The organism is Dolichospermum compactum NIES-806 (genome assembly GCF_002368115.1).
GTDB lineage: Bacteria > Cyanobacteriota > Cyanobacteriia > Cyanobacteriales > Nostocaceae > Dolichospermum > Dolichospermum compactum.
Window position 1 is genome coordinate 1,940,931 of record NZ_AP018316.1, and the last position, 12,509, is coordinate 1,953,439.

Annotated in this window: 13 protein-coding genes; 6 read left to right on the top strand and 7 right to left on the bottom strand. The window is 40.1% G+C overall.

The window, feature by feature from the left end; translation table 11 throughout:
- Positions 1-33: 33 nt before the first annotated feature.
- Positions 34-1,077, top strand: coding sequence for a WD40 repeat domain-containing protein (locus CA730_RS09355; protein WP_039201135.1), 1,044 nt, complete (start codon positions 34-36; stop codon positions 1,075-1,077).
- Between the two features lie 109 nt (positions 1,078-1,186).
- Here CA730_RS09355 and ndhD1 read toward each other — a convergent pair whose 3' ends face one another.
- The 6 genes from ndhD1 to CA730_RS09385 all read right to left on the bottom strand — a co-directional run bounded on the left by ndhD1 (position 1,187) and on the right by CA730_RS09385 (position 7,289).
- A complete protein-coding gene (ndhD1, locus tag CA730_RS09360; protein WP_039201134.1) occupies positions 1,187-2,761 on the bottom strand; it encodes a photosynthetic/respiratory NAD(P)H-quinone oxidoreductase subunit D1 in 1,575 nt (524 codons plus the stop codon).
- Positions 2,762-2,895: 134 nt separating this feature from the next.
- Positions 2,896-3,702, bottom strand: a complete 807-nt coding sequence (gene pstB / locus CA730_RS09365) for a phosphate ABC transporter ATP-binding protein PstB (protein WP_096666651.1) — start codon at positions 3,700-3,702, stop codon at positions 2,896-2,898.
- 138 nt (positions 3,703-3,840) lie between these two features.
- Positions 3,841-4,722, bottom strand: coding sequence for a phosphate ABC transporter permease PstA (gene pstA, locus CA730_RS09370; protein ID WP_096666654.1), 882 nt, complete (start codon positions 4,720-4,722; stop codon positions 3,841-3,843).
- Positions 4,723-4,865: 143 nt separating this feature from the next.
- Positions 4,866-5,816: a phosphate ABC transporter permease subunit PstC gene (gene pstC, locus CA730_RS09375; protein ID WP_096666657.1), complete on the bottom strand. Its 951-nt coding sequence runs from the start codon at positions 5,814-5,816 to the stop codon at positions 4,866-4,868.
- Entirely contained in the window at positions 5,813-7,003 is a 1,191-nt protein-coding gene (gene pstS / locus CA730_RS09380; RefSeq protein ID WP_096666660.1) for a phosphate ABC transporter substrate-binding protein PstS, read from the bottom strand. The genes pstC and pstS overlap by 4 nt, the downstream gene beginning before the upstream one ends.
- Positions 7,004-7,028: 25 nt before the next feature.
- Positions 7,029-7,289 carry a type II toxin-antitoxin system HicB family antitoxin gene (locus tag CA730_RS09385; protein WP_096666664.1) on the bottom strand — a complete coding sequence of 87 codons (261 nt, stop codon included), beginning with the start codon at positions 7,287-7,289 and terminating at the stop codon, positions 7,029-7,031.
- A 30-nt stretch (positions 7,290-7,319) separates the two neighbouring features.
- Between CA730_RS09385 and CA730_RS09390 the strand changes: the two genes are divergently transcribed.
- The 5 genes from CA730_RS09390 to CA730_RS09410 all read left to right on the top strand — a co-directional run bounded on the left by CA730_RS09390 (position 7,320) and on the right by CA730_RS09410 (position 11,735).
- Positions 7,320-7,907 carry a biotin transporter BioY gene (locus CA730_RS09390; protein ID WP_096666667.1) on the top strand — a complete coding sequence of 196 codons (588 nt, stop codon included), beginning with the start codon at positions 7,320-7,322 and terminating at the stop codon, positions 7,905-7,907.
- 217 nt (positions 7,908-8,124) lie between these two features.
- Positions 8,125-8,586: a signal peptidase II gene (lspA, locus tag CA730_RS09395; protein ID WP_096666670.1), complete on the top strand. Its 462-nt coding sequence runs from the start codon at positions 8,125-8,127 to the stop codon at positions 8,584-8,586.
- 71 nt (positions 8,587-8,657) lie between these two features.
- Positions 8,658-10,925, top strand: coding sequence for a transglycosylase domain-containing protein (locus CA730_RS09400; protein WP_096666673.1), 2,268 nt, complete (start codon positions 8,658-8,660; stop codon positions 10,923-10,925).
- 221 nt (positions 10,926-11,146) lie between these two features.
- The gene (locus tag CA730_RS09405) at positions 11,147-11,572 is read left to right on the top strand and encodes a hypothetical protein (RefSeq protein WP_096666676.1); all 426 of its coding nucleotides are present in this window, start codon (positions 11,147-11,149) and stop codon (positions 11,570-11,572) included.
- Positions 11,547-11,735 (top strand): hypothetical protein, encoded by a 189-nt coding sequence (locus CA730_RS09410; protein WP_096666679.1) that lies wholly within the window; start codon positions 11,547-11,549, stop codon positions 11,733-11,735. The genes CA730_RS09405 and CA730_RS09410 overlap by 26 nt, the downstream gene beginning before the upstream one ends.
- A 22-nt stretch (positions 11,736-11,757) precedes the next feature.
- Here the strand turns inward: CA730_RS09410 and CA730_RS24265 are convergent, their stop codons facing one another.
- Positions 11,758-12,336 (bottom strand): hypothetical protein, encoded by a 579-nt coding sequence (locus tag CA730_RS24265; RefSeq protein ID WP_157749945.1) that lies wholly within the window; start codon positions 12,334-12,336, stop codon positions 11,758-11,760.
- Positions 12,337-12,509 lie beyond the last annotated feature (173 nt).

Genomic DNA, 12,509 nt, shown 5'->3' on the forward strand with positions numbered 1-12,509 from the left:
GGCGAATTGCTGTAAAAATAAAATATCACAACTATGAACTTAACAACTAATAAATATCCAGAATTTACAAAACATTATTCTACAAAACTTGCAGATTATGTGACTGCTTTGGCTTGGTCTGCTGACGGTGAAATACTTGCAGCTAGTTCGGCTGCTGGAGAAGTTGTTTTATGGGAAAATGGCGAATTAACTAGTTTACAAACGGCGACAGATAAAGCAGTAAATTGTTTAGCTTTTTCCCACGATGGTAAATATTTAGCTATTGGTGGACAAGATGGAAAAGTGAAAATTTGGTGCGAAAATAAATTAATTAGCACTTTAGAAAATGCCCCGATTTGGGTTGACCAATTAGCATGGAGTCATACCGATAAACAATTAGCTTTTAGTTTGGGTCGTTATGTGCAAATTTGGGATGCAGACACATCAGAAGTTGTGGCTACTCTCAACTTTAATGATTCCTCTATTTTGGGAATTGATTGGCGTAAAGATGGCAAATATTTGGCTATTAACGGATATAAAGGGATAAAAATTTGGTCTACTCAAGATTGGGATGATGAACCATTTATCCTTCCTCTGTCTACCGTTAGTACAGCAATGGCTTGGTCTGATGATGGTAAATATTTGGCATCTGGAAATATGGATCGGACTCTGACTGTTTTACAATGGGAACATCCTGATCCTTGGGTGATGCGGGGTTTTCCAGGGAAAATTCGTCATCTAGCTTGGTCAGAGATAAAAACTCCTACAGATGCTCCCATTTTGGCTGTTTCTAGTGTTGATGGCATAGTAGTATGGGAAAAGTCGGTAGATGAATCTGTAGGCTGGGAGGCGCAAGTATTAACTAATCATCTGGATATTATTAATGCGATCGCTTTCGCACCCCAAAGTTTTATTCTCGCTTCTGCTGGTGCTGACGGTTGGCTATGTTTGTGGAATGAAAACAAGGAAGTTTCACAGATTTTTACTGACACTGAAGCCGGGGTTTCTACTCTATCTTGGCATCCTCAAGGACAATTATTAGCCGCTGGTGGTGAACAAGGTGAATTAATAATCTGGTCAACTTCTGGCAAAAATTAAAATTTTATTGGAACAATTGTAGTAGGGGTAGCGCCCCCGTGCCTACCCCGGTATTTGGGGCAACCACAGGGGGTTTAGGTATCAAACCCACCCCAGTTGTACTTACAAATTAATTACCAATTATTGGCGCACTCAAGGAGAGATTTTGCACTGCTTTGGCTGCTGCTAAGGTTGGTACAGAATCACGCAATCTTGCTGTTAATTGTACAGTTGTAGCGTCGTACATTTGGGTTAGCAATTTGGGATAAAAGCCAATACCAATAATAGGTATCAACAAACAGGCAATGATAAAGACTTCGCGGGGTTCAGCGTCTATCAAATTTTGATGAGAAACTAACTCTTCATTTTCTTGTCCGTAGAAAATCTCGCGCAACATTGAAAGTAGATAAATTGGCGTTAAAATCACACCAACAGCCATCAAGAAAATGACAATAACTTTGAATGTCGAGTTATAAGCATCACTGGTGGCAAAACCGACAAATACCATTAATTCGGCGACAAAACCGCTCATTCCTGGTAATGCTAAAGAAGCCATTGAACAAGTTGTAAACATGGCGAAAATCTTTTGCATTTTCTTACCGACACCACCCATTTCATCTAACATGAGGGTGTGGGTGCGATCGTAAGTTGCACCGACTAAAAAGAACAAGCTTGCCCCAATTAAGCCGTGAGAAACCATTTGTAAAACTGCCCCACTTAAACCCAAGTCGGTGAAAGAGGCAATCCCAATGAGAACAAAGCCCATGTGGGAAATTGAAGAGTAGGCAATTTTCCGTTTTAAGTTCCTTTGGGCAAAGGACGTTAAGGCAGCGTAGATGATATTTACTACCCCCAAAACTACTAACACTGGTGCAACGTAAGCGTGGGCATCGGGTAGCATTTGGGCATTCATGCGAATTAAGGCATAACCACCCATTTTTAACAAAATACCTGCTAGTAACATATGGACGGGGGCTGTAGCCTCACCGTGGGCATCTGGTAGCCAGGTATGGAGGGGAATGATAGGCAGCTTGACAGCGTAGGCAATCAGGAAGCCGGCGTATAGTAAAAGTTGTAAATTGAGTCCAAAATCTTTTAAGGCCAGCGATCGCATATCGAAGGTTACAGTATCGCCATAAAATCCCATTGTCAAGGAAGATAGCAAAATAAACAGCGAACCACCAGCGGTGTACAAAATAAATTTAGTCGCTGCATATTGACGCTTTTTCCCTCCCCAAATTGACAAAAGGAAGTATATGGGGACAAGTTCCAGTTCCCACACCAGGAAAAATAACAGCATATCCTGGACGGCAAAAACGGCAATTTGACCACCATACATTGCCAAAATTAGGAAATAAAACAATTTCGGCTTTAGTGTTACAGGCCAAGCTGCTAAGATTGCCAGGGTGGTGATAAATCCTGTTAAGAGAACCAGAGGCATGGATAAGCCATCAACCCCTAAAGACCAATTTAAACCCAATTGGGGAACCCAGGGATAACTTTCCACCAGTTGCAAATCGGGATTAGAGAAATCGTATCCAGTATAAAAAGCGCAGACAATTAGGACAAAATCTATCAACCCCACGATGAGAGAATACCAGCGCACGGTTTTTCCATCTTTATCTGGGATAATGGGAAGGAGTAGTGATGCGGCTATGGGAAATAAAATAATCGTCGTCAGCCACGGGAAATTAGCTATATTCATCACAATTAATCTGCTCTTAAAATCATGTTTGGCAACAAGTTAGTATCTAATAACTTCTAAATCACCTTAAATCAAGGATTACAGCCACAAGGTTAACATAGATGCTCAAATTAAGTTAATTTTCGATAAAAGAATTAACCAAATTTACCGCTAATGTAAGCTTTGGTGTCTTCCTGTTGAGGATGACTGAAAATCGCCTCGGTTGAGTTGTACTCTACTAAGTAGCCAGTTCGTCCACCTGTGTCTGAGGCTTTAACGTTAAAAAACGCGGTTTTATCAGATACTCGTGATGCTTGGTGCATATTGTGGGTGACAATGACGATTGTATATTGTTCTTTGAGTTCGTGAATTAGTTCTTCTACTCGCGCAGTAGAGATAGGATCAAGGGCAGAACATGGTTCATCCATCAGGATAACTTCTGGTTGCACAGCGATCGCCCGGGCAATACATAAACGCTGTTGTTGTCCACCAGATAAGGATAACCCATTTTGTCGCAATTTATCCTTGACTTCATCCCATAAAGCTGCTTTTCGCAAACTCCATTCCACCAATTCATTCATATCACCTCTGTAGCCATTAATTCTCGCACCAAAGGCAATGTTTTCATAAATTGATTTGGGGAAGGGGTTGGGTTTTTGAAACACCATACCAATGCGTCTTCGCACTTCTACAGGATCAATATTCGGTGCATAGATATTTTTATCATAGAAATAAACTTTACCTTCGGCTTTAAATGAGTCAATTAAATCATTTAGCCGATTATAACATCGCAATAAGGTAGTTTTCCCACAACCAGAAGGACCGATAAAAGCCGTAACTCGATTCTTAGGAATATCTAACCAAACATTTTGTAAAGCCAAAAAATTGCCATAGTAGATATTCAAATTTTCTGTGCGTAAAACCGATTCATTTCCATTAATTGTGCTAATGATAGTATTCATAAAATCGGGTTTGATGAAGGAGTCAGGAGTTAGGAGTTCAGGAGCAACAAGAAAGAAGAATAGTTTTCACTAGTGACCAATTACCCGTTCCCTTGCCATAACGACAATTTTTAACGCCAACTTAATTAATTAGATAAATTAAATCTTTTTTCTAGTCACCCAACGAGCAATAATACTACTAATTAAAACCATGAATACGAGAATTAAAGATGCAGCCCAAGCTAAAGATTGCCAAGTTTGATAGGGAGAAGTGGCAAAATTGTACACTAAAACTGCTAAAGAAGCAGTTGGTTTGAGGATACTGTCAGACCAAAAATAAGAAAAAAGAGCCGTAAATAGTAATGGTGCAGTTTCTCCAGCAGCACGAGCGATCGCTAAAGTAGAACCAGTGACAATCGCAGGTAATGCAGTTGGTAATACTACCAATATCACAGTTTGTAAATTAGTGCTTCCTAGTCCAATAGATGCTTGTCGTAAATCTTGAGACACTAATTGCAACGCCTCGTCCGTAGTTCGCACAATAATCGGTAACATCAAAATTGCTAAGGCGAATCCACCCCCCAGGGCTGAATAAGAGCCTAAATGCAGTTTTACCAAGGTTAAAACCACAATTCCATAGGCAAAAACCCCAGCAATAATTGAGGGAACTCCACTGAGGACATTAGTAGCAAAACGTATCCATCTGGCAGTTTTTGGATAACTAAATTCACTTAAATAAATTGCCGCCAACACACCCACAGGAACACTAATTATCGCAGCAATTCCTACCATTAATAACGTTCCCAAAATGGCATTACCAAAACCGCCATTTTTACCAAAAGGAGGAGGTGGCAACTGTGTAAAAACATGGAAATCTAAACTACTAAAACCTCTAATTACTACATAATAAAGCACTGCCAATAAAGGAATCAGTGTCAAAACTCCACAGACAAAAGCTAATCCAGTCATGACCATATTAACCAATGTTCGAGGAGACGAAAGAGAACGAGTCAGGCTTCCTCGCGGAAACAAAGAATTCATAATTTAACCAATAGTATGAGTCACGCAATTTGGGATTTACGTTAGCGAAGCGTACGCAGCGCAGCGAGTATTTTTCCGTTCTGAAAGACGGGGAACTATACCAAATTTTTAATCTAAAATCTAAAATCTAAAATCTAAAATTCCTAAATTCGCCGCACTCTTGCCACAATAAAATCCGCCAGAATATTGACGATCATTGTTAAGATAAATAGAACTAAAGCTGCATACATTAAAGCCGCAATTTGTAACCCATTAGCTTCAGCAAATTGATTTGCCAATAAAGAAGAAATGGTATTCGATGGTGCTAAAAGAGAGATGTTAATATTGTTAGCATTACCTATTAACATTGTTACAGCCATTGTTTCACCCATTGCTCTTCCAAGTGCCAACATTACCGCGCTGACGATGCCAGAAAAGGCAGCAGGGATAATAACTTGAAAAATGGTTTCCCAACGGGTTGCACCTATTCCTAGAGCCGCTTGACGCAAACTTGAAGGTACAGAAATCAAGGCATCACGAGAGATAGCTGTGATAATTGGCAAAATCATAATTGCTAATATTACTCCTGCGGGTAACATTCCTGGACCTGTGGGTGCAGAACTAAAAATTGGCAACCAACCTAGATAAGTATGTAGCCATGTTGCTAAATTTTTCAACATAGGGATTAACACAAAAATTCCCCAGACTCCATAAACAACACTGGGAATAGCCGCTAGGAGTTCTACTAAAAATACCAGGACTAAATTTACTTGGGGGGGGAGAAAATTCTCACTCAATAAAATTGCTGTTCCCACACCAATAGGGATGGCTAAAATCAGTCCAATTAAAGAACTTATCAGAGTTCCGTAAATTGCTGGTAGTACCCCATATTCATTCTTAACAGGATTCCAATTGCTGGTAACAAGGAAATTAATTCCAAATGTTTGGATAGCTGTCCAAGCACTAGTAGTAATTTGCAAGGCAATCCATAATAGGATAGCAGCGATCGCTAGGGCAAAAATTCGAGTTATCCAAATAAAGCTTCGATCTAAATTTCTATCTATTTCCGAACGATTTTTCGTGGTTAATGGATCTTCTGGAAAGTTTATAGTCATTCTCCTGATTCCTCACTTCTGGCTTCTGAGAAAGGGCGCCCTGCGCCCCTACCTTGAGAAACGGAAATTTGATAATCAGGACTAATTTGATCAGCCGCTGCTGCGACTTTAGCAATTACATTTGCTGGTAAAGGCACATATCCTAATTCACTAGCTATCTTTTGTCCATCAGTTAAAGCATACTCAATAGTTGCTTCCATTGCTTTAGCTTTGCCGGCATCAGTATATTTTTTATGGGCGAGAATCCAAGTGTAAGTTACTATTGGGTAGGATTCTGCACCTTCAGGGTCGGCAATAAAAGCACGCAGATTTTCTGGTAAAGTTACTGATGCTAGAGTTTTAGATGCTGATTCTTCAGAAGCTAAAACAAACTGGTTGGATTTATTTTCTAAAGATGCAAATTTGAGCTTACTTTCCTTAGCATAGCCATATTCTACATAACCAATAGAACCTTGAGTTTGTTGAATTTGGGCGGTAACACCTTCATTACCTTTAGCACCAACTCCTATCGGCCATTTTACACTTTTACCTTCACCTACTTGAGTTTTCCATTCTGGACTAATGGTACTAAGATGTTTGGTGAAAACACCCGTAGTTCCACTACCATCAGCGCGATAAATAACTTTGATTTCCTCTTTTGGCAATTTTATATTAGGATTGACTTTAGCGATCGCCGGATCATCCCAGAATTTAATTTTACCCAACAAAATATCAGTGTAAACTGCTCGTGATAACTGGAGTTGAGGAACTTCTGGCAAATTATAAGCTAGGACAATACTACCAGCAGTTAGAGGTAATAGTAGCACACCTTTTTCCGCCGGAACTTTGTTAATCTCTTCATCCTTCATTGCTACATCACTAGCACCAAAGTCTACTGTTCCTTGGGTAAACTGCTCAACACCTGCACCACTACCCACAGACTGATAATTAACTTTTAAATTGGGATATTTTTTGTTTAACTCTGTAAACCAAGTTTGATAAAGTGGTGCAGGAAAAGAAGCACCCGCACCTATTAATTCCATATTACCTCCTAAATCTAGTTTCCTAGAATTGGAAGTAGTTGTATTTGTCGTTTTACCAGGAGACTCACTCATAATTGGATTCTTTGAGTTAGTTTCTCCACAAGCTGATAGACTAATTACTACTGTTAATACAGATATTGAAACTATCAGGCGATGATTTTTCATGAAACTGATTTTAAGTAGAGCAATCCTATTTGAGTTGAGAAGGTATCGGTGATAGCGTAATTATATTCACTGAAAACTTGTCAAACATCTTCTTAAAGATAGGTTGATTATCCATTAGGAGAATTTCAATGTATAATTTTACAATTTCTGTTATATTAGCGATCGCTTCTTCAAAAGTATCTCCTTGAGAATGACAGCCCTGAAAAAGAGGACAAAAAGCATGATCATCTCCATCTTTCTCCTTGGTGAGAATGACGGTGTAATTGCAAACTTCTTGACCTTGCACCTACTGTTAATTAACCCTTGCACCTAATCAATGTTTGCTGCCTCGAATCAACTGCTATGGTCTATGATAGGCTTGCTCCTTACAATGGGTGGTACTTTCCTGGAAGCTTATGGTGTTACCGCACCTTGGAACTGGAGTCAGCACGGAATTCAAACCCTTTCATTAGGTGTCAGCTATCAAATTGGTGCAGTCCTACTGGTAGGCTGTTTAGGAGGTCAAAATGCTGGTGCGCTCTCGCAAATTGCCTATTTAGTCATGGGATTAACCTTATTACCCGTATTTGCCGAAGGAGGCGGTATCGGTTATGTTAAACTATCTCAGTTTGGCTATTTGCTAGGATTTATTCCCGGAGCTTGGATTTGTGGATATTTAGCCTTTAAAGCTCGACCTAGGCTAGAAACTCTAGCGTTTAGTTGTCTTTGTGGCTTATTCACCGTTCACATCTGCGGTATTGCTTATTTAATCATGAGTTATCTCTTACCCTGGAGAGGAACAGACAATCTATCCCTGATTCAAGCTATTCTGAAATACTCCTGCTTTGCACTACCAGGACAACTAGTGGTTGTTTGTGCCGTCACCATAGTAGCTTATGTGCTACGACATATAATGTTTTATTAGTCAATGGTCAATGGTCAATGGTCAATGGTCAGTGGTCAGTGGTCAGTAGCAAGAAAAAACGGCGTTGGTGAATTGGGGTATGAAAGTCGAAAATTCCATCTCTCAAACTCTTACTCTCTGCGCCTGGAGCGTCTCTGCGTGAAATAAAATCATACTTTTACTCAGCAACGCCGAAAAAACAACTGACAAAGAACAACCGACAACTGACAAATTTATCATGCGTATAAAAAATCGCTTCTTCTGGATTGCTGCTTTTATAGCATTTGTATTAGACCAACTGACAAAATACTGGGTAGTGAAGACCTTTAGCCCAGGACAAACACTACCACTGTTGAGCGGGATATTTCATTTTACCTATGTTACTAATACAGGTGCAGCCTTTAGTTTATTAAGTGGCAAAGTAGAATGGTTACGCTGGCTATCTTTGGGTGTTAGTTTAGTATTGATCACCATTGCATTATTTGGGCCATTGTTAAGTTTTTGGGAGCAACTGGGTTATGGGTTGATTTTAGGAGGAGCAATGGGTAATGGTATTGATAGATTTATCTTAGGGTATGTCGTTGACTTTCTCGATTTTCGGTTAATTAATTTTGCCGTATTTAATCTGGCTGATTCTTTTATTAGTATTGGTATAGTTTGCTTGTTAATTGCCTCATGGCAAAAAACACCAAGTCATTAAAAAATTTAATTCTTCTTTTGGCAATTCCCCCACTTCCCCGTTAATTTTTAACTTTTAACTTGCAATTGTTTATGAGTTCTCCCCAACCTCCTCAAAAGCCAAAAACTATACTTGGTCAAGTAACTCAAGCAGTCAGCACCATTCATGCTAGAGTCAACTTCTCCATGAAGCTCAAACCCAATGCGAAAGTACCAAAACTATTGGTCCATGATGCCGGCGGGAACCAAGAAGAAGAATATGATTTATTAGGCGATCGCTATATAATAGGCCGGAGTTCAAAATCCTCTGATATCGTCGTCCGTAACCCCCTTGTCAGCACAGTTCACCTCTCATTATCGCGGGACTCCACCCAAAACACCCCCGTTTTCACAATCAAAGATGAAAACTCCACCAACGGTATTTATCTTGGCAAAAGGCGGATAAATACCCTAGAACTGCGGCATGGAGATATCATTAACTTAGGACCACAGGATCTAGCTGATGCCGTCAGTATTCAATACATAGACCCCCCAGCCTGGTACGTCAAAGCTGCCACCTGGACAGCCTATGGAGTCGGTGGTGTCACAGCCTTAATTGCCCTAGCCATAGGTGCAGAATGGCTGAAATTTTCCGTTAGACCCCTACCTACAGCCACTCGCGCCCCTGTCGTTGTCTATGCCCGTGATGGCTCAACCCCACTCCGTGAACCCCGTAATATCGCCCACGTAGACCTGAAAAAAATATCAGACTTTGGCCCATATTTAGCTGCTGCGGTTGTAGCTTCCGAAGATAGTCGTTACTATTGGCACTTTGGCGTAGACCCATTAGGAGTATTACGAGCCGTACTGATTAACAGTCGTAGCGGTGACGTTCAACAAGGGGCAAGTACAGTTACCCAACAAGTAGCTCGAAGTTTATTCCGGGAATATGTAGGCAGTCAAGACTCTTTAGGGCGGAAAGTTAAAGAAGCCGTCGTCTCCCTCAAACTAGAAACCTTTTACAGCAAAGACGCTATTTTACTAACCTACTTAAATCGGGTATTCTTAGGTGCAGACACCTCCGGCTTTGAAGATGCAGCCAAATATTATTTTAACAAATCCGCCAAAGAATTAACCCTAGCGGAAGCAGCCACCTTAGTAGGGATTTTACCCGCCCCCAATGCCTTCGATTTTTGTGGCAGTGGTCCCCGGAAACTCGGTGCAGCCGACTACCGCAATCGAGTCATTAAACGACTACTAGAAATGGGCAAAATTACCCAAGAAGAAGCCAACCGCGCTCGCCGTTCTACAGTTCAAGTTAGCCCCAAAGTTTGCGAAAGGCAAGCCAAAACCATTGCCCCCTATTTCTATGATTACGTCTTTCAAGAACTCACATCAAGACTAGGTCCAGCAGCAGCCAGAGAAGGAAACTATATCATCGAAACCCAACTTGATCCAGCTATCCAAGCCAAAGCCGAAACAGAGTTAAAAAATTCCGTCACCAAAGCAGGCTCGAGTTTTGGATTTTCCCAAGGAGGAATGGTGACTCTCGACTCAAAAACCGGGAGTATTGTCGCTATGGTAGGCGGGACTGATTACAAAAAAAGCCAGTTTAATCGCACCGTTCAAGCCCAACGACAACCGGGTTCTACCTTTAAAATTTTTGCCTACGCTGCGGCTATAGAAAAAGGGTTTTCGACCTATAAAAGTTATTCTTGCAATCCTTTAACTTGGCAAGGCTTTACCTATAAACCCTGTCGCGCTGGTGCTGGTGGTAGTTTAGACATAGCCACTGGTTTGGCACTTTCGGAAAACCCCATTGCTTTGCGGGTAGCCAAGGAAATTGGCTTGAATAAAGTCGTAGATATGGCGCAGCGTTTGGGTGTTAAATCCAATCTTGAGGCAGTACCCGGTTTGGTGTTAGGTCAAAGTGTGGTTAATGTCTTAGAAATGACCGGGGCATTTGGGGCAATTAGTAATCGTGGAGTCTGGAATCCTCCTCATGCTATTAGTAAAATTCGTGATAGTAGTGATTGCAAGGATCTCAAAGATTTTGAAACCTGTCGGGTGATTTATTCCTTCGATACAGATCCAAATGGTTCTAAACAAGTCCTAAAAAAAGCAGTTGCCAATCAAATGACTACTATGATGCAGGGAGTAATTACTAGTGGTACAGGTCGTAGCGCGGCTATTGGTTTAGGCGAAGCAGGTAAAACCGGAACAACAAATGATAATGTAGACCTCTGGTTTATTGGTTTTATTCCTAGTCGTCAACTTGTCACCGGCATTTGGCTAGGAAATGATAATAATTCACCTACCTCCGGCAGCAGCGCCCAAGCAGCACAACTTTGGGGTAATTATATGGGTAAAATTACTAAATAGGGTTTGTTAAAAAAGTCTTTGCGTTATGGCTAGAAGTCAGGGTGAAGAATTATCTTTTGTGCATAAGCACTTTTGTTTTTAATTAAATAAAGTAATATTTAGCTTAAATTTAATTAGGAGTAAATAGTATAACCAGTTGCCAAAGAGACGTAGTATGGGTTACTATACTAATACTTTATTTAAATATATTATTACTTGTAGGATATTTTGCTATTGCTGCATTGAATCAACTTAATAATAAAAACATTGTTGTAACTGAAGAAAAAATACCTGTTGTTAGTCCTAGTATTTCTAATTCATCACCAGTTATCCCCATTATTGAATCTACACCAAAAGCTAAACCGCAAATTCAACCAAGTCCGGTAAATGTAATTTCATCAGAATCTACCACATCTAAACTTAAACCAAAAATTGGTTTATCACAATTTTCAGAAAATATAAAACCTTCTCAGAATGGGTATTATTATCTTATTGCTGATAATGTACAGAAAGACAGTCTCACAGCAGTTAGAAAAGTGGTTATTGATGCGTATTTATCTTCAAACCGTAAATATATTTATGTGGGAGTATTAAAAACTAAAGAAGAAGTAAAAATAAGATTACAAGAATTAGCAGATCAAGGTGTTCAAAGAAACCCAATTTTATAAAGATGTCAAACTAGAAGGCAAACTGGAAATCGTTCAACAACTTTTACAGCGAGGCATGACCTTAGCAGAGGTAGTCAGCCTGACAGGATTATCGGAACAAGAATTAGAGCAAGGGCTATCAACAGAAATTAAAAAAAATGGACAATTGATAACAGAAAATTAACAATTATCCATTAGAACTACCCTTAAAAATCTATTTTTTGGATAGGCTTGGCAGATTTACGTTTAGCCCAAACTCCCAACCCAAACAGAATGGTACTACCCACAACAGGCAAAGCATCTGTTTCCCAGGGAACAGGGGTTGCTGGGCTAAGGGTACTAGAAACAATATAGTCGTCACGGCCGCTGAAGTTTGTAAATTTAGCATCTACGGCCCCATAGCCACCACTATTATAGTAAAAATTAACTGGCTCGGATGTTGTATTGAAGGAAATTCCACCTGTATTTGACAAAAGTGGGGAAGATGAAGTGCCATTCCATTGGAATGTATTTGTCCCATTAGCAAAGCCACTCAGTCCCGTGATTGTATAAGCCACAGAGTCGCGGTTGTACGTGCCTGTGATTCCGGTAATAGAATAGGTGACTCCTGCTGTTGGGGTCACGTCTGCCGTCTGGAAAGTACCTGATGCCGATTGGTTAACGTCTCCAGTAAAAGACCAGTTCCAGAGTGAGATGGCTTGCGCGGGTGCGGAAAGCAAACCTAGACCGATAAGTGTTCCCCCGGCGATCGCGCTCTTTATGATAAGTTTAGTTAATGTTTTCACAGGATTTCCTCTTTTGTTAACGCGAAAAACTAAAACTTTGATTAATCTACCTCAAATTTTTCTCTAAAATCAAGTTTATCATCAAATATTTATGAATTTTTAGAAGAATTAGACATCAGCGAAAATACTTTAGCTGTTAATTTAGTAGGACTTACGCAAGTGTCACACTAAAA